This is a genomic window from Haematobacter missouriensis (assembly GCF_000740775.1).
In the GTDB taxonomy this organism is placed as follows: Bacteria; Pseudomonadota; Alphaproteobacteria; order Rhodobacterales; family Rhodobacteraceae; genus Haematobacter; species Haematobacter missouriensis.
Map to the genome: position 1 here is coordinate 1 of NZ_JFGS01000018.1, position 15666 is coordinate 15666.

The following is a 15666-nucleotide window of genomic DNA, read 5'->3' on the forward strand; positions in this document are numbered from 1 at the left end:
ATCACAAACATTCCCGCAAGCAGAAAATGACATGCCGATGCATTTTTTTTGGAACTGCCTAATTAATAGGCAAAAGATCACCTGCTGTGCGCAAGCTACCCCAGCTTGCGATAGGCGATCCCCCGGGCCAGCCAGCAGCCGAGTTCGGCGCCCGTGATCCGGCCCGCTCCGTCCCTGCGAAGTTGGAGCGTCCAGTCTCCCGGCGCGGGAGCATCCATGGAGCGGCGGGTCGCGACGAGCCAGATATCAGGGGCGAGAGGGCGGGCCAGTTCCATGGGCCCCTGCCCCAGCATTCCATTGAACCCGACGTAGAGCCCCCCTGCCCCGGGCATCAGCACCATCTCGGCTTCGAGCTCATCGGACCGGAAATGGCCGTCGGGTATCTCTCTGTCCGGCGGCGGCAGGGGCTCCAGTTGCGCGGACAACCTGTCTGCGGACCGCGTCATCATGATACCCCCCTCCCCTCTCTCCAGCCGTATGCCGGTCGCTTCCAGACCACCGTCCCGGAAGGTCAGGGGTTCCGGCGATGTGGCATAGCGCAGGCGGGGGACTGTGCCGCCGTCGATCCTGACCGACAGCCCCGTCTCCCGGCAGAGCCAATGTCCGTCCCAGATCTCGGGGGGCGGGACCATGGCCGGTCCTGGAAGACCCAGCACATGCCGGAACAAGGTCCGCGCTGCCGACTGGGCATCCGCCTGATGGTTGAACATGATCACGACGGAGAGACGCGCGTCCCGCGCATGTATCCTGTAGGCTCGGAACCCCCGCAGCGCCCCGCCGTGGCCGGTCACCGCAAAACCGCCTTCCTGCCCGCGCGACAGCCCGTAGCCATAGGGCGCGGGGCTGCCGTCCGCGAAACTTGCCGGTGACGAAATGCGTGAATAGAGCGCGCCCGGATCGTCGCGCGTCGCATCGATCCACGCCTCATAGGCCAGCATATCGGTGAGCGAGGCCGAGATCCCGGCATCCCCCTTCCACCAGATACCGTTGTCGGCGGGGAAAAAGCCCGTGTCCAGCGTGCCCTCATACCCGGTGACCCCATCCGGTGGATGGCGGGTATCGGGCACCAGCGCCGCTGTTTCCATCCCCGCGGGGCCGAAGATATGGCGCGTGTAAAGCGTTCCTAGATCCTCTCCCGTCGCGGCCTCCAGCAACTCGGCCAGCAGGCGAAAATTGCCGTTCGAGTAGGAATAGCGGGAGCCGGGTGCGAAATGACCGGTCTTCATGCGCGCAAGCAGGGGAAGGGCGTCCTCCCTCCGGAAGGTCTGCTCCGCCTGCGCGCCCTGCAGCACCGTCAACGCCCAATAGTCTCGCAGACCCGACTGATTGTCGCAAAGCTGCCGCACGGTGGGAAGCCGGTCGCGGAACCCGGGCAGATAGCCGGCCAGGCGGTCGTCAAGCCGTGCAGGATCGCCGATCTCCGCCAGCAGCGCCGCGCAGGTGAACTGCTTCGAGATGGAGCAGATCGGCAGGCGCAGCGCCTCGGTCATCGGGCGGCGGGCCGCAAGGTCGGCGAACCCCCAGCTTCGCGCGGCCACGACCCTGCCCTCCCGCACGATCCCCGCGACGCCTCCAGGCCCGGGATAGAGGTTTGGCAAATCATCCAGCGCGGCTTCGATATCCATGATCTCTTCCCCTTGCCCGTCGATTCACGTGTCGGCGGCGGCCGCCGCGCGGCGCAAGGAAGGCAGCCCCGCCCTGCCCCGTCAAGCGGTGGAATTCCCTTGCAGCGACCGTGCGCCCCTGCACTATCCACGCGACAGAAACAGGAGCTCGCCCATGTCTTCCCACGGCTACGAATCCGGTCGCCTCAACCTGCCGTTCGTCGGCATTCCGACTTTCGCCAAAAGCCGCTACGTCGAGGATTGGGACAGCATCGCTGCCGACGTGGCAATCCTGGGGGCGCCTTTCGACTTTGGCACGCAATGGCGCTCCGGCGCCCGCTTCGGACCGCGGGGCATCCGGGAGGCCTCCACGCTCTTCTCCTTCGGTCACGCGGGTGCCTATGACCATGAGGATGACACGACGTATCTGGAGGGGGTGCGGATCGTCGATCTGGGGGATGCGGATATTGTGCATACCGATACGATGGGCAGCCACGCCGCCATCGAATACGGGGTGCGCAAGATTCTCGCGGCCGGTGCCGTGCCGGTGGTGCTGGGGGGTGACCACTCCGTCAACATTCCCTGCATCAACGCGTTCGAAGAACAGGAGCCGATCCACATCGTCCAGATCGACGCGCATCTGGATTTCGTGGACGAACGTCACGGTGTCCGCTTCGGCCATGGCAATCCGATGCGCCGTGCCTCGGAAAAGCCGTGGGTGACGGGGATGAGCCAGCTTGGCATCCGCAACGTCTCCTCCACCGCCAAGGAAGGGTATGACTATGCCCGCGCGCAGGGGTCCGACATCCTCTCCGTCCGCCAGTTCCGCAAGCTGGGGGTAGAGCGCGTGCTGGACAGGATCCCGGCCGGTGCGCGCTATTACCTGACGCTGGACATCGACGGGTTCGACCCCTCGATCGCGCCGGGCACCGGGACGCCCAGCCACGGCGGGTTTCTCTACTATGAGGTGCTGGAGCTGATCGCTGGGCTGTGCGAGCGCGGCCGGATCGTCGGCGTGGACCTCGTGGAGGTCGCCCCCGATTATGACCGGACGGGGACGACATCGATCCTTGCCGCGCAGATCCTGCTCAACACCATCGGACGGATGTTCACAGCAAAAACCTGACGTTTGTCAGGAAATCTTCACCACGAGTTTGCCGAAGTTCCTCCCTTCCAGCAGCCCGATGAACGCCTCCGGGACGGCGGCAAGCCCGCCTTCCACGATATCCTCGCGGTAGCGGACGCGCCCCTCCCGGATCCACCCGGCCATGTCGCTATAGAAGGCGGGGCGCTGATCCACGAACTCCCGCTGGATGAATCCGCGGATCAGCAGGCTTTTGGAGAGCACCTGTCGCATCAGTCCGGGGAGCCGGTCTGGCCCTTCCGGCACACCGACGGCATTGTATTGCGCGATGAGGCCGCAGACCGGGATCCGCGCGAAGGTGTTCAGCAACGGAAAGACCGCGTCCCAGACCTTGCCGCCGACATTCTCGAAATAGACATCGACCCCGTTGGGGCAGGCTTCGGCAAGACGCTTGGCGAAGTCGGGCGCGCGGTGGTCAATGGCCGCGTCGAAACCCAACTCTTCCCGCACGAAGGCGCATTTGTCAGCCCCGCCCGCGATACCTACAGCCCGCGCGCCCTTGATACGCGCAATCTGCCCGACGACGGAGCCGACCGCCCCACTCGCCGCCGCAACCACGACCGTCTCCCCTGGTTTGGGCTGGCCGATGGTAAGCAACCCCGAATAGGCCGTGAACCCCGGCATTCCCAGCACGCCGAGCGCTGTCGTCATCGGGGCTTCTTCGGGATTGAGCTTCCGCAGATCTGCGCCGTCCGAAAGCGCGTATTCCTGCCAGCCGGAATGGGAGAGTACCACATCGCCCTCCCGGTAATCCGGATTGCGCGAGACAATGACTTCCGCCACGGTGCCACCTTCCATCACGGCGCCGATCTCCACCGGCGCCGCGTAGGAGCGTGCCGCGCTCATCCGACCACGCATGTAGGGGTCAAGCGACAGATAGCGCGTGCGGAGAAGAACCTCCCCCTCCCGCGGCGGGGGCACTGGCGTCTCCTCCATTCGAAAGTTGGCGGCGTTGGGACGTCCTTCGGGTCGCGAGGCAAGGACAAGACTGTGGTTGATAATATCCGACATGGGGTTCCTCCGTTCCAGTGAGTTGTGCCACGGGACGCCGTGGCTGAAAACCGTTGCCTAAAACGTAATGTAATAACGTCTAATCACCCAACAGATTGGTTGCGGGATTCTCCGCGATATCAACGTCGGCGTAGTATTTCTGGGCTTGCGCCGCCGATCGGTGAAGCGAAAGCTGCATCGCCGCCTGCAAGGGCGCGCCGTCTAGTGCAGCCTGCGTAAGAAAACCCGAGCGCAATCCGTGCGGAGAGGCGAACCCATCCGGCAATCCAGCCTCGCGGATTAGACGGCGCACCACTGACGCCACGCCCTCGGGAGTTAGCCGGCGTTTAAGCACTCGATCTGTCTTACTGATTGGCCGAAAGACCGGACCGTTTTGTATTCCCGCAGCGTCCAGCCATGCCACGAGACTACGAGCGCCCCTCCCCTTCAGAACGAGCTTCGGGGTCGCGCCCTTTCGGGTGGTCTTTGTTCCCGGCAGCCGAATCCAGACATGTCCGTGACGGTCGAATTCGCGCAGGTCCAGATCTTCGACGTTCAGGGACACAACCTCAGACCGTCGCCGTCCGCCCGATCCCCAGGCGAGCAACAGAATAGCCCGATCGCGCAGTCCGCGCATGTCCGGCCCTGTGGCGGCCACCAGTTGCAGCAGGGTCTCTCGGGTCACCGGATTCGCCGATTTAGGCGACGGCGGCCGATCAGCAGCGCGCCGAGCCTTCTGTCTAGCCTGACGGATAAGGGGAAGCTCGAAAGGCGAGGTTAAATTCTGGATGCGATGGAAGGCGCGCCAACTTGCAATTCGACGGTCAAGCGTGGAGGCTGCTGGGCAGGCGAGTTGGCGGCGGAGGCCAGCAGCGATCAGGCGCTCTGCAGCCTGACGGGCCGGGTCCTGTTCAGCGGCTTCTTCCAGATCGCGGGCGTGATCCAGGAGGAAAGCCAGGGCGACGTCTTCCCGTTCCGGCCAGATCGGGGCTGTGCCGAAGCGAAGCATGCGCCAAGCGGAGATATATGCCAGATCCCGTTCCCAAGCGCGAAGCGTGTTTTCGGGCGTTCCACGGCGGTAGAGCTCGGCAAGATCACTGCTGAGTCCGGTGGCAAGGGCTATAGTGGGGAAGTTATCGACCATGCCGGATGTTCCTTACAGTGCGCAGGATTTGCAAGCGGGTTCAGTTGACAGCTGTCAACACAACGATGTTGACAGCTGTCAACCTTCCATGATTGCGCTTCGGGATAATCCTCGAACCATTCTCTCAAGAGAGAAGGTACCGTTTAGGGCCTTCTCAGCTAGCATCCGGAGGTAGGAGGATGGGCGATGGATGGATTTTAACCTTTGCAGAATGCAGGCAATCGTTGCCGCCGCGCATTCTGGCGCCATGGCTTCGCAGGCTTGTTGCCAAGAGTGAGCATCTATGCCGATCATTGGTCGTAACTGTTCGGCGGCGTGAATGAAGTCTCTCCAACTTTTCACAGGATAGAAACTTGCGAATTCCGTGCAGGATTCCAGCACCCGGGAAAAGTCGGGGATGACGGGCGCTCGGACGTTTTTCTTAATTGTTACTTTGTTGTCTTCTTGTATGTGCCGCTCATTTTGATTGTCATTGCCGCTCACTTCTTCCGGCTCGTCGAGTGTAAGAAACTGATTGAGTCGTTCAGCGATTTGTTCGAGTTCAACGTGTGAAAGCTTGCGTCGAAGGGCTTTCTTCATCTCCGTCAACGCAAGGACGTCCATTCCTCCAAGCTGAATTGCATCCCGAAGTCTGAGGGTGACAAACTCACGCAACTGTCTAAGCTGGTCGTCGGCGCGGCGGCATTCATCTGCCATGCACCGAAACTCAACAGCTCTCCGTGCGAGTGGCCCAAGGTCAAAGCCAAATGCGTGGGCAGGGCGCGACTCGCTTCCCCGGGTTGCGTAGCGCTTGCCATTGGGGCTGTCGTGGCGAAGAATCACGCCCGCTTTAACCAACGCCGCGATGTGGCGCCGTAGCGTGCTCTCCGGCATCCCGTGCGCACGATGCGAGAGCGTTGCATTGGAGGGAAACACAATGCACCCGGCGGGCGATATGACGTCGCCTGGAACAAACGAGATCAACGCATGCAGGACCGACAGATCGCGATCGGAAAGCGAAAACCCTTTTCGTGCGACGGTCAGATCGCGCAAGGGCTCCCATTTCGGAACCGTTTTCGCTTCGGCCGAGCCTCGCGCCAGAGCGCGCGCCGCCATCAGGTCAGCCGTAACCGGCCGCCCAAAAGGCGCTATGGAAATATGCTTCATATCATGTCACGAGGACGCAAAATATCGGCCGCCGCAGAAAGACGGGAGTTGACAGCTGTCAACAAAAGCCGCTACGTTCGAAGTGCTAGATCGACGGAACGGCCCTTCGGGATGTCATGTCCTGAGGGGCTTTTCTTTGTCCTGCTTCGTGCTCCCTTGTTGTTACCAAGATTATTCCTCGCCGCTGGTGAGCCAGCCGCGATGAATTTCGTCGAAATTCTCAATCAGCCATTCCGCGAATTTCGCATGTTGGCTGCTGTCTATTGTAAGCACGGTGGCGCGGCTGTTGCGCGAAACCGCGCCCAACCGTTCGCCGCCGCTGCCGGTCAGTGGCGCCTTCTCCGGCGCAGGGGAGGGCGTCCGTTGGGCAAGACCGGCCAGAACCGCTTCGAATCTCGCATCCGAGGTAATGCCCTCCGCAAGCGCGATCACATCCTCTATACGTCGGCCCTTTAGCCTGGAGGCGAGCGTCGTCCAGCGATCCCGGCCGATCGCCGGAGCCGTGCCAATGGCACGCATCAGGGGCAGAGGCACAGAATCCGCAACGGAAAGCATGCGCGAAATCAACGTCTTGTCGATCTGAAGCGCGTCACAGATGATCTTCCGGTCAAATCCTTCGTCCCGCATCGCGCGGGCAAAATTCACCTTCTCGATAAAGCTAAGGTCCTTGCGGGCGGTGTTCTCCTGTCCCTGCGCAATCACCAACTCGCGATCATTCAGGTTGCGGATCATCGCCTTGACGGGTTGTCCAAGCAATTTCAGCGCCGAGACGCGACGCCGGCCATAGACCACCTCATACCGACCCTCGTAATTGGGCGAATGGCGGAGAAGGACGGGCACCTGCTGGCCGTAATCGCGAATGCTTTCGGCGAGCGCCGCGATACCTTCCGGATCGTCATCCAGCCGGTCGCGAATTCCGGCATTGTCGATCATGTCAGGCGGAACGTCGATCACCGACCGGCTACGCAGATCGGCGATTGACTGGCTGACGGCACCAATGGCACCGCGACCGGGCCGGGGAATCGGCTGACTGGTCGAAACGCTGGCGGGGGAGGGGGGGTCTCCCGCGTCCATAAGCCCTTTGAGAAGGTCTTTCCGTGCCATCAGGCGCCTCCCTTCCGGCCCCATGCCTGCTGGATCAGGGCCTCGATCTCGCCATTTACCGCATTCAGGCTTTCCATGGCGCGTTCATAGGTGGCGCGTACGAATTGCGTCCGTTCGATCTCATAGAGGGTCTGCTTGGTGATCCCCGCGTCGGAAATCGCCGTGGACTTCAGCACTGGATGGTTGAGCACATGTTCCCCGAACATGGAGCGCATGAAGCTCACCATCTGGTTCTGCGGCCCATCGCCCGGTTCATAGCGTGTCACGACATATCGCAGCCAGTCATAGGACATGTTGCCGCCTGCCTCGGATACCACCCCGAGCAGGTTGGAGGTCATCAGCAGAAACTGACACATCGACATCACATCAAGCATCTGCGGATGAACCGTCACCAATACCGCAGTGGCGGCAGAGAGCGCCGACATCGTCAGAAAGCCCAATTGCGGCGGGCAGTCGATCACCACCACGTCATAATTCGCCTCCACCTCCGCCAGCTTGTCGCCGACGCGGGTGAAGAAGAACTGTCCCGTGCGCGAAGCGAGCATCCGCGGGGTGTCATGCTCGAACTCCATGAGATCGAGATTTCCCGGTATGATGTCGAGGTTGGGGAAATAGGTGGGCTGGATCACATCGGCCAGCGGGACCGGCACATCGTAACGAATCGCATCGTAAAGCGTGCCGCCGTCGATCAGATCGAATTCCGGCTGAAACCCATGGAGCGCGCTGAGGCTTGCCTGCGGATCCAGATCGACCGCCAGCACGCGGTAGCCGTCCAGCGCGAGCTTCTGGGCAAGATGCGCGGCAGTCGTCGTCTTGCCGGAACCACCCTTGAAATTGATGACGGCGATCACCTGAAGATGGTCGTTCTCCCGTCGGCCAGGCAGATAGGTGCCGGGAGATTTCGCCCCCTTTTCAAGCATTTCGCGCAGAGCCTGCACATCGGCGAGGGAGTAGTAACGCCGCCCGCCCGCCCGCGTCTCCGGACTCGGCCCACGTCCCTCGAGATGCAGTTTTCGCAGATAGGCATCTTTTACGCCCAGAAGCTCGGCCACCTCACCGGAGGTGAACTTCCGCAACTCCTTGCGGGCGTCAGGAGGGAAAAGCTGGGCACGATGCGCCTGAAGCCGCTCCGAAAGCCGCGCGGCATGTTCTCCCACGAGAACGTCAATGCGTTCCTGTTTTGTCATCTACTGCCTCGCGCCAGATCGTTAGTTACGCTTCTGGTCGTTTTATTCTGTTGTTGGCGTAAATAACTGCCTGAAACATGGGATTCGAACAAGGGCTTTCAGCGGCTTTCCGCACCGGATCCGTCGTCTTTGACGACCTCGCGGGCGAGAATATCGCACAGCAGGAGAGTTTCCGGCCGCTTTAGCCATCTTTAACCGGCTCTGCGACCGGATTTGCGGGGCTGGACCGGCTCGCAGGGGGTGCCTGGAGAATCAGGTGCCGCAAACGTCTTCTGCAACCATCAGGAGCTCCTGCGGCGTTTCATCCCTGTCGAGCGGTGGCCAATAGCGCATAATATCGCCGACAATAAGCAGACGCCCGGAGGATGGAAATGACGATGGTGAAGATGAAGATCGGCGGCGCGGAGCAGGCATCGGGCGGTGGCAGAACCTATCAGCGTCGGAACCCGGTGACCGGTGCCGTTGCGAGCGAGGCGCCGGCCGCCACGGTCGAGGACGCGGTCGCAGCGGTGGATGCCGCTGCCGCTGCGTTCCCCGACTGGGCGGCGCTTGGCCCGAACGCGCGGCGGGCAGCGCTTCTCAAGGCTGCGGATGCTATGGCAGCGAAGGGCGACCGTTTCGTTGCGGCGATGGCTGCCGAGATCGGCGCGACCGAGCCTTGGGCGCGGTTCAACGTCTCGCTCGCGGCTTCCATCCTGCGTGAGGCTGCTGCGCTCACCACGCAGGTGGCGGGAGAGGTGATCCCTTCCGACAAACCGGGCTGTCTGTCTATGTCCATCCGGGAACCCGCCGGCGTGGTACTGGGCATCGCGCCGTGGAATGCGCCAGTCATCCTCGGCACACGGGCGCTTGCCACCCCATTGGCCTGCGGCAACGCGGTGGTGTTCAAGGCCTCCGAGATCTGCCCGCTGACCCACGCGCTCATCGTCGAGGCGCTGGAGGAGGGCGGGCTGCCCAAGGGCCTTGTCAGTCTCGTCACGAATGCGCCCGACGATGCGGCCGATATCGTCGGTGCGCTCATCGACCATCCCGCAGTGCGGAGGATCAACTTCACCGGCTCGACCAAGGTGGGCAGGATCATCGCGGAACGCGCGGCAAGAAACCTGAAACCCGTGCTTCTGGAGCTGGGAGGCAAGGCTCCGTTCCTCGTCCTCAAGGATGCCGATGTGGACGAAGCGGTGAAGGCCGCGATCTTTGGCGCCTTCTTCAACCAGGGCCAGATCTGCATGTCCACCGAACGGATCATCCTCGCCCCCGAGATCGCGGAGGATTTCGCGGCGAAGTTCATCGCGCGCGCAAAGGTTCTGACCGCAGGCAACCCGGCTGACGGACAGGCGCCGCTTGGCGCGGTGGTCGATCTGCGCACGGTGGAGAAGGTTGTCGGGCTGATTGAGGATGCGCGCGAGAAGGGTGCGGAAGTGCATGCGGCCGGTACGACCGAAGGTGTGCTCATGCCCGCGCAGGTGGTGGACCGAGTCACCTCTGACATGCGCATCGCCTATGAGGAAAGCTTCGGCCCGGTCGTGGCGCTCTTCCGCGCTGCGGACGAGGCGGATGCGATCCGTATCGCCAACGATACCGAATACGGCCTGTCCGCCGCGGTCTTCACCCGCGATACGGCCCGCGGGCTGGACGTCGCGCGCCAGATCCGCTCCGGCATATGCCATATCAACGGGCCGACGGTGCATGACGAGGCACAGATGCCCTTCGGCGGGGTGAAGGCATCGGGTTACGGCCGCTTCGGCGGGAAAGCGGGGATTGCCGAATTCACCGATCTGCGTTGGATCACCATGGAAACACGGCCCGGCCAGTATCCCCTGTAAGCCAGTATCCCCTGTAGGCCACCTCACCGCTTGCGCTCGCGCGCCGGATCGGCAGGATGCGCGCGAGACGCAGGAGAAATGCATGGCCCAGTTGAAGGGTGACAGGACCGAAGCCATCTGCCGTGCCATCCGCCGGGCTATCATCGAAGGCGCGCTGATGCCCGGTGACCGGCTGCCGGAAGACGGTGTGGGCGACTCCTTCGGGGTGAGCCGCACGCTTGCCCGCCATGCGCTTGGCCAGCTGGCGGCCGAGGGGCTGGTCGATCTCCGCCGTAACCGGATCGCCACGGTCGCAGCCCCCACACCGGAGGAAGCGCGCGATATCTTCGACATCCGAATCGCGCTTGAACGGCAGGTGGTGGGCCATCTGGCCGGCGTGCTCACAGAGAAACAGGCGGCCGAACTCCGCGCGCTGGTGAAGGCGGAGGACGACGCGCGTCATGGGCCGGATGGCCACGCAATCCGTTTGGCGACGGAGTTCCATGTCCGCCTTGCCGAAATGACGGAGAAGCCGATCCTCATCCGCTATGTTACGGAAATCTGCTACCGGGCGGGGCTGTCACTTTCCACCCTCGCGCGCCCCCATTCTTCGGATTGCGCGGTGAGCGAGCATCTCGACCTGATCGAAACCATCCGTACCGGACCCCGGGAAGCGGCGATGGAGCTCATGGACAGGCACCTTGAGGCGGTCGCCTCTCGCGCGCTGTTGTCGAGCAAAGGGGTGAGGACCCGGGAGCTTGCCGATATACTTGCCCCGTACCTGAGCTGACGTGGGTTGAGGCCCGCAGCAAATGGCGGAGACCCCGATGGCTACCGTCTGGAAAGGGCAGGGTCCAGCAGCCATTCGGCGCTGTCGTTCCAGACGTCCGTCTCCCATATCAATCCGTCCTCCACCACGAAACGATCCACGAAGCGGTTGTGATCGAAGGGCGTCCCGTCCGGCCAGGCGCCGTAGAGATGACCGGTGCAGTAAACTACCGTGCGTGCGCCGTCCGGCATCGCATCGTACCGGTCGATCCGCTTCTTCACCCACGCATAGCGGGCCGTATTGACACGCGTCGGCCCGTCAGGGGCCGTGAATTCCCGGTTGCCGGTGAAGCGGCACAGGAATTGCGGTGCGACACAAGCTGCGGCGGCGACGGGGTCCGGGCGCATTGAAGCCTCAAGGTAGGCCCTCACCGCCGCCACGTCCCGCTCGGTCCTGTCGCTCATTGCCAACCTCGGGCTAAACTGCATACACATACAGGATACTGAACCGGCAGCAGGAGACAAGCCGTGACGTTCGACCTCATCCTGCGCAACCTGCGGCCGTTCCCCGACGCGCAGGCAACGGACATCGGCATCCGCGATGGCCGGATCGCGGAGATAGGGACATTGGTGGGGCAGGGGGAGGATTTCGGCGGTCGGATCGCCGTGCCCGGACTGGTGGAAAGCCACATCCATCTCGACAAGGCGGGCCTGATCTGCCGCTGCGGACAGGGCGCCGGGAGCCTTGCCGAGGCCGTCGCCGCCGTCTCCCGTCTGAAGCGGGACTTCAGCGAGGCCGATGTCCATGCCCGGGGTGCGCGGGTGGTGGAGGCGGCGATCCGGCAGGGCACGATGCACATGCGCGCCCATGTCGAGGTGGACCCCCGCGTGGGCCTGCGGAGTTTCGCGGCGATGAAACGCCTGCAGGCGGACTATGCCTTTGCGCTCGACCTCACGCTCTGCCCGTTTCCGCAGGAGGGGCTGACCAATGATCCCGGTGCGGAGGCGCTGCTCCGGCAAGCGCTGGCGGAAGGTGCGGACCTGATCGGCGGCTGCCCCTATACCGACACCGACCCGGAGGAGCAGATCCGCCGCATCTTCGCCATGGCGGTCGAGCATGACGTGGATATCGACTTCCATCTGGACTTCGACCTCGATCCCGGCTGGACGCATATGGATGCCGTCTGTGAGGCGACGGCCCGTGCGGGCTGGCAGGGCCGGGTCACCATCGGTCACGCGACGAAACTTGCGGCGATGGGGGAGGGGTCCTTTGCGCGGTATGCGGACCTGCTCCTGTCGGCAGGGGTGGGGGTGACGGCTCTGCCGTCCACCGACCTCTATCTGAACGGGCGATCGGAGGGGTTCCGCGCGGCGCGCGGCGTGGCGCCGGTGCATCTGCTTGCCGCGCGGGGGGGCAATGCCTCCGTCGCCACCAACAACGTGATGAACCCTTTCACCCCCTATGGCGATGCTTCGCTGCTGCGCATGGCCAACCTCTATGCCAACGTGATGCAGCTCGGCCCGGAGGCGTTTCCGCTTTGCATGGCCCTCATCACGAAGGGGGCGGCACGGTTGATGAGATTGGAGGGTTACGGGCTGGCGGTGGGCGACCGGGCGGATATCGTCGTGCTGGATGCCACCGATCCGGTCGAGGCGTTTGGCTGCATCGCCCAACCCCTTGCCGGGTTCAAGCGTGGGCGGCCGAGTTTCTTGCGCCCGTCCGCCCGGATCCTGCACCCCTGACGGTCAGGAAAGCTGCTCGCCCTTCCGCTCTGGGATCAGGAAGAACATCGCTATGATGTCGAGGACATAGAGCGCGGCCAGCAGGGCGATGGCGGTCTGGAACCCATGCGTAGCCGCGATCGCGCCCACCACCACCGGGCCGAAGCCGCCCACCGCGCGGCCCACGTTGAACAGCACATTCTGCGCCGTGGCCCGTGCCGCCGTCGGGTAAAGCTCGCTCATCAGCGCGCCGTAGCCGCCGAGCATTCCGTTGACGAAAAAGCCCATGACCGCGCCGCCGATCAGCAGCGCCGTCGGGTCCGTCAGGCGGGAATAGGCCAGCACCATCACCGCTGCCCCAAGCATATAGCCAAAGAATGCCGGCCGCCGCCCGACCCGGTCCGCGATATGGCCGAAGCAGAAGATACCTGCCGCCATGCCAAGGATCGTCACCGCCGTCCACAGCGCGGATTGCGTAAGCGCAAAGCCGAACCGGGTGGAGAGGTAGTTCGGCAGCCAGATCATCACGCCGTAGTAGCCGAAGTTCTGCACCGAGCAAAGGATCACCATGCCGAGGCTGATCTTCCGCGTCTCCCTGTCGGCGACAAGCAGGCCAAGGGGGGAGCGGGCGGGCCGCTGGCGCGACTTCTCCACGAACACCTCCGGCTCATGCAGCGTGCGGCGGATCACCCATGCCGCCAGCGCCGGAAACAGGCCGATCACGAACATGCCCCGCCAGCCGATGACCGGCAGCAGGAGCGGCGTGATGAGCGCGGCCGCGAGCACGCCCGCCTGCCAGCCCAGCCCGACGTAGGAGGAGGCGCGCGCGCGTTTCGATGCAGGCCATGCTTCCGCGACCAGCGCCATGCCGATGCCGAACTCTCCGCCCAGGCCCAGCCCTGCGATGGTGCGGTAGATCAGCAGGTCCCAGTAGCCCTGCGCCAAGGCGCTCAGCCCGGTGAACACGGCAAAGACCACAATGGTCCAGGTCAGCACCTTGACGCGGCCCAGCCGGTCGGAGAGCATCCCGAACAGGATGCCGCCTACCACGGCGCCCACCAGCGTCGCAGTGACGAGGGAGGCCGCCTGCGCCGGGCTGAGGCCCAGATCCTGCGAGATGGGCTTCAGCATGAAGCCAAGGATCAGCAGGTCGAACCCGTCCATCGCATAGCCGATGGCCGATCCCCAGAGCGCCTTGCGCGCCCTCGCATCCACCGGGCGGTCGTCCCACGCCGCCCCGGTCCGTTCTTCGACCATCGCCTTGCTCCCGGATTTTGCTGTCGGCCTGCTCTATGCGACGTCCGGTCGCAGGGCAATCCGTTGCACTCTATGCCGGGGCAAGGGACGCGGGGTCTGCCCGGGAAGCGGGCGGAGCGCCTGTTTCCCGGGCATCAGCCGAGGCGGAACCGCCGAAGCCCGAGCGCGACGAGAAACATGCCCGTCAGCAGAAGCACCACCGTGGGTGCCGGCGCGCTGTCGAGGAAGAAGCTGAGATAGACCCCGCCCAGCATCGCCAGGAGACAGGAAAGCGCGGCGACGGCCATCATCACCGGAAACCGCCGCGACGCCAGAAATCCGATGGCACCCGGCGCGATGAGCAGCCCGACGGCAAGGATCAGCCCCGTTGCCGACAGCAGCGCCACGATCATCAGCGACAGCAGCACCAGCAACCCGTAGTGAAGCACCCCCGTGGGCAGCCCCATCGCCCGCGCCTGTACAGGGTCGAAGGCGTGGAGCAGCAGGTCGCGCCACTTGAGCAGCAGCGTCCCCCCGACCAGCAGGGAAATCGCCCCCGCCGTCCACAGATCATGTGGCCCGACGCCCAGCATGTTACCGAACAGGATATGATCCAGATGCGCGTCGGACGGGATGGAGGTGTAAAGGACGATCCCCAGGCCGAACATGCCGGAGAACACGATGCCCATGACCGTGTCGCGCTTCACCCGGCTGTTGTCGGAGAGATAGCCGGTGGCAAGCGCCGCTGTCATTCCCGCCCCGAAGGCGCCGAGGATCAGCGGGATCTGCAGGACATAGGCTATGACGATGCCGGGCAACACGGCATGGCTCACCGCGTCTCCCATCAGCGCCCAGCCCTTCAGCACAAGAAAGCACGACAGGAGCGCGGCCGGAACCGCCACGATCGCCGCGATGAGAAAGGCGTTCTGCATAAAGGGGAAGTGGAACGGGAGGAGCAGGGTTTCCATCAGGCGGCCTCCTTCGTCCGGCGGCGGGCGGCCAGCCGTCCGTGCCGGGGGGCGAGAAGGAACGCCAGCAGGAACACTGCCGTCTGAAGGCAGACGATGATCCCGCCCGTCGCCCCGTTCAGGAAGTAGCTGAGATAGGCGCCAAGAAAGCTCGTCCCCGCGCCGATGGCCACGGAGAGCACGATCAGCCGGGGGAAACGGTCCGTGAGGAGATAGGCCGTGGCGCCCGGTGTCACCACCATGGCGATCACCAGGAATGCGCCCACCGTCTGCATCGCCGCCACCACCGAGGCGGAGAGCAGCATGAAGAACACTCCTTTCAGCAACCCGGGACGGAGGCCGATGGTGCGGGCGTGGACCTCATCGAAGAACACGACCATCAGGTCTTTCCACTTCGCCAGCAGGATCACCAGCGACACGAGGCCGATCAGCGCGAGCTGCAGTGTGTCCTCCGGCGTGATGGCAAGGATATTGCCCATGGTGATCGTCTGGATGGAGACGGACATCGGGTTCATCGAGGCCATGAACAGGCCAAGGCCGAAAAAGGCCGTGAAAATCAGCCCTATCACCACATCGACCCGAAGCCCGGACCGGTCCGAGAGCAGCAGCATCGCGCCCGCCGCCAGCCCGCCCGACAGGAAAGCGCCGAGCGCGAAGGGAAGGCCCAGCATGTAGGCCCCCACCACACCTGGAACGACAGAATGGGACAGGGCGTCGCCGATCAGCGACCAGCCCTTCAGCATCAGGTAGCAGGAGAGGAAGGCGCAGACGCCGCCCACCAGCGCCGAGACCCACATCGCATTGGTCATGTAGCCGTAAAGAAATGGTTCCCACAGGATGCTCATTGTCCT

14 protein-coding genes are annotated in these 15666 nt (G+C 63.8%); 4 read left to right on the forward strand and 10 right to left on the reverse strand.

The annotated features are described in order from the left end of the window. Nucleotides 1-95: 95 nt before the first annotated feature. Nucleotides 96-1625 (reverse strand): D-aminopeptidase, encoded by a 1530-nt coding sequence (locus tag CG51_RS11660; RefSeq protein WP_035745228.1) that lies wholly within the window; start codon nt 1623-1625, stop codon nt 96-98. Between the two features lie 154 nt (nt 1626-1779). On the opposite strand from CG51_RS11660, the gene speB reads away from it, so the two are divergent. Next, nucleotides 1780-2730, forward strand: coding sequence for an agmatinase (gene speB / locus CG51_RS11665; RefSeq protein WP_035745231.1), 951 nt, complete (start codon nt 1780-1782; stop codon nt 2728-2730). 6 nt (nt 2731-2736) lie between these two features. On the opposite strand, the gene CG51_RS11670 is transcribed toward speB, so the two are convergent. The 5 genes from CG51_RS11670 to repA form a co-directional block, all read right to left on the reverse strand. Continuing rightward, on the reverse strand, nt 2737-3759 hold the full coding sequence (locus tag CG51_RS11670; protein WP_035745233.1) for an NADP-dependent oxidoreductase: 1023 nt from the start codon (nt 3757-3759) through the stop codon (nt 2737-2739). A gap of 79 nt (nt 3760-3838) precedes the next feature. Next, complete coding sequence (locus tag CG51_RS11675; RefSeq protein ID WP_035745236.1) at nt 3839-4882, reverse strand: tyrosine-type recombinase/integrase; 1044 nt, start codon at nt 4880-4882, stop codon at nt 3839-3841. A gap of 78 nt (nt 4883-4960) precedes the next feature. Further along, nucleotides 4961-6028, reverse strand: coding sequence for a plasmid replication protein RepC (repC, locus tag CG51_RS11680; RefSeq protein WP_051930486.1), 1068 nt, complete (start codon nt 6026-6028; stop codon nt 4961-4963). Nucleotides 6029-6199: 171 nt separating this feature from the next. Beyond that, nucleotides 6200-7132 (reverse strand): plasmid partitioning protein RepB, encoded by a 933-nt coding sequence (gene repB / locus CG51_RS11685; protein ID WP_035745238.1) that lies wholly within the window; start codon nt 7130-7132, stop codon nt 6200-6202. Next, nucleotides 7132-8319: a plasmid partitioning protein RepA gene (repA, locus tag CG51_RS11690; RefSeq protein WP_035745240.1), complete on the reverse strand. Its 1188-nt coding sequence runs from the start codon at nt 8317-8319 to the stop codon at nt 7132-7134. The genes repB and repA overlap by 1 nt, the downstream gene beginning before the upstream one ends. 371 nt (nt 8320-8690) lie before the next feature. Here repA and CG51_RS11695 point away from each other — a divergent pair, with 371 nt between their 5' ends. Both CG51_RS11695 and CG51_RS11700 read left to right on the forward strand, forming a co-directional pair. Continuing rightward, a complete protein-coding gene (locus tag CG51_RS11695) occupies nt 8691-10142 on the forward strand; it encodes an aldehyde dehydrogenase (protein ID WP_088233695.1) in 1452 nt (483 codons plus the stop codon). Nucleotides 10143-10224: 82 nt separating this feature from the next. After that, complete coding sequence (locus CG51_RS11700) at nt 10225-10911, forward strand: GntR family transcriptional regulator (RefSeq protein ID WP_035745244.1); 687 nt, start codon at nt 10225-10227, stop codon at nt 10909-10911. Nucleotides 10912-10952: 41 nt separating this feature from the next. On the opposite strand, the gene CG51_RS11705 is transcribed toward CG51_RS11700, so the two are convergent. Next, nucleotides 10953-11354: a membrane protein gene (locus tag CG51_RS11705; RefSeq protein WP_035745248.1), complete on the reverse strand. Its 402-nt coding sequence runs from the start codon at nt 11352-11354 to the stop codon at nt 10953-10955. 63 nt (nt 11355-11417) lie between these two features. Here CG51_RS11705 and CG51_RS11710 point away from each other — a divergent pair, with 63 nt between their 5' ends. After that, nucleotides 11418-12632 (forward strand): amidohydrolase family protein, encoded by a 1215-nt coding sequence (locus CG51_RS11710; RefSeq protein ID WP_035745250.1) that lies wholly within the window; start codon nt 11418-11420, stop codon nt 12630-12632. 3 nt (nt 12633-12635) lie between these two features. Here CG51_RS11710 and CG51_RS11715 read toward each other — a convergent pair whose 3' ends face one another. From CG51_RS11715 to CG51_RS11725, 3 genes are all read right to left on the reverse strand, one after another. Then, nucleotides 12636-13868, reverse strand: a complete 1233-nt coding sequence (locus CG51_RS11715; protein WP_051930487.1) for an MFS transporter — start codon at nt 13866-13868, stop codon at nt 12636-12638. 134 nt (nt 13869-14002) lie between these two features. Continuing rightward, nucleotides 14003-14818 carry a metal ABC transporter permease gene (locus CG51_RS11720; RefSeq protein ID WP_269845375.1) on the reverse strand — a complete coding sequence of 272 codons (816 nt, stop codon included), beginning with the start codon at nt 14816-14818 and terminating at the stop codon, nt 14003-14005. Further along, on the reverse strand, nt 14815-15660 hold the full coding sequence (locus tag CG51_RS11725; protein WP_035745254.1) for a metal ABC transporter permease: 846 nt from the start codon (nt 15658-15660) through the stop codon (nt 14815-14817). The genes CG51_RS11720 and CG51_RS11725 overlap by 4 nt, the downstream gene beginning before the upstream one ends. Nucleotides 15661-15666: the final 6 nt, after the last annotated feature.

Bases quoted from the DNA above. Each gene is read 5' to 3' on its own strand.
- repB (WP_035745238.1), bottom strand. From the start codon at position 7,132: ATGGCACGGAAAGACCTTCTCAAAGGGCTTATGGACGCGGGAGACCCC.
- CG51_RS11725 (WP_035745254.1), bottom strand. From the start codon at position 15,660: ATGAGCATCCTGTGGGAACCATTTCTTTACGGCTACATGACCAATGCG.
- CG51_RS11715 (WP_051930487.1), bottom strand. From the start codon at position 13,868: ATGGTCGAAGAACGGACCGGGGCGGCGTGGGACGACCGCCCGGTGGAT.
- CG51_RS11695 (WP_088233695.1), top strand. From the start codon at position 8,691: ATGACGATGGTGAAGATGAAGATCGGCGGCGCGGAGCAGGCATCGGGC.
- repC (WP_051930486.1), bottom strand. From the start codon at position 6,028: ATGAAGCATATTTCCATAGCGCCTTTTGGGCGGCCGGTTACGGCTGAC.
- repA (WP_035745240.1), bottom strand. From the start codon at position 8,319: ATGACAAAACAGGAACGCATTGACGTTCTCGTGGGAGAACATGCCGCG.
- CG51_RS11705 (WP_035745248.1), bottom strand. From the start codon at position 11,354: ATGAGCGACAGGACCGAGCGGGACGTGGCGGCGGTGAGGGCCTACCTT.
- speB (WP_035745231.1), top strand. From the start codon at position 1,780: ATGTCTTCCCACGGCTACGAATCCGGTCGCCTCAACCTGCCGTTCGTC.
- CG51_RS11700 (WP_035745244.1), top strand. From the start codon at position 10,225: ATGGCCCAGTTGAAGGGTGACAGGACCGAAGCCATCTGCCGTGCCATC.
- CG51_RS11675 (WP_035745236.1), bottom strand. From the start codon at position 4,882: ATGGTCGATAACTTCCCCACTATAGCCCTTGCCACCGGACTCAGCAGT.
- CG51_RS11670 (WP_035745233.1), bottom strand. From the start codon at position 3,759: ATGTCGGATATTATCAACCACAGTCTTGTCCTTGCCTCGCGACCCGAA.
- CG51_RS11660 (WP_035745228.1), bottom strand. From the start codon at position 1,625: ATGGATATCGAAGCCGCGCTGGATGATTTGCCAAACCTCTATCCCGGG.